Consider the following 1,111-nt stretch of genomic DNA (forward strand, 5'->3'; position numbering starts at 1 on the left):
ACGATAAACGATAACTGCTTATGCAGCTGGGTTTCCCCATTCGGAAATCCAAGAGTATAGTGATTCTTACCATCTTCTCTTGGCTTATCGCAGGTTAGCACGTCCTTCATCGCCTCTGACTGCCCAGGCATCCACCGTGTACGCTTAGTCACTTAACCATACAACCCCAAGAGGTTTCGTATGGTCAACAACCAAGGTTGTCCATCTGAGTTATGATGGACTGTTGTTTCGCCGGACTCTTACACAAGACACTTGAATGTGTGTTGCTTGAGAACTCGTTTTTATCTTTCGATAAAAACTTAAAATAAATCAATCATTCGATTGAATTTACTAGTCAGCTTTCCAGATTGTTAAAGAGCATGTGTTTCTATCTAAAGAACCACTTTCTAATGATTTTCAGCGGCAAAAAAGCGGACTCAACAAAGGTAACCTTTATTGAATCTGCGTGTCCGTGCAGAAAATAATTAGAGAGTGGTGGGCGATACCGGGCTCGAACCAGTGACCCCCTCCTTGTAAGGGAGGTGCTCTCCCAACTGAGCTAATCGCCCACCAAAGTTTTAAATCCTTCAAAAGAAAAAATGGTGGGTCGTGCAGGATTCGAACCTGCGACCAATTGATTAAAAGTCAACTGCTCTACCAACTGAGCTAACGACCCGTGGCGTCCCATAGGGGAGTCGAACCCCTGTTACCGCCGTGAAAGGGCGGTGTCCTAGGCCTCTAGACGAATGGGACTAAGTGTTTCTTGCCAATGTTGTTGGGCAACATTGGYGCTCTCTTACATTTCGACCAAGCAATCTGTGTGGACACTGCATAAAACAGYAGTCATATCGTTAAGGAGGTGATCCAGCCCCAGGTTCCCCTAGGGCTACCTTGTTACGACTTCACCCCAGTCATGAACCACACCGTGGTAAACGCCCCCCCGAAGGTTAAGCTATCTACTTCTGGTGCAGCCCACTCCCATGGTGTGACGGGCGGTGTGTACAAGGCCCGGGAACGTATTCACCGTAGCATTCTGATCTACGATTACTAGCGATTCCGACTTCATGGAGTCGAGTTGCAGACTCCAATCCGGACTACGACATACTTTGTGGGATTCGCTCACCATCGCTGG

Annotated in this window: 3 tRNA genes and 2 rRNA genes; all 5 read right to left on the reverse strand. The window is 47.5% G+C overall.

From position 1 onward, the window contains the following. Window positions 1-158 (reverse strand): 23S ribosomal RNA (locus L4D79_RS00140); the annotation flags it as partial. Window positions 159-472: 314 nt separating this feature from the next. Then, window positions 473-548 (reverse strand) — tRNA-Val (locus L4D79_RS00145). A gap of 31 nt (window positions 549-579) precedes the next feature. Continuing rightward, window positions 580-655, reverse strand: a tRNA-Lys gene (locus L4D79_RS00150). A 1-nt stretch (window position 656) separates the two neighbouring features. Further along, window positions 657-732, reverse strand: a tRNA-Glu gene (locus L4D79_RS00155). 99 nt (window positions 733-831) lie between these two features. Beyond that, window positions 832-1,111 (reverse strand): 16S ribosomal RNA (locus L4D79_RS00160); the annotation flags it as partial.

Origin of the sequence: Photobacterium satsumensis (assembly GCF_050336935.1) — a bacterium.
Lineage (GTDB): Bacteria > Pseudomonadota > Gammaproteobacteria > Enterobacterales > Vibrionaceae > Photobacterium > Photobacterium satsumensis.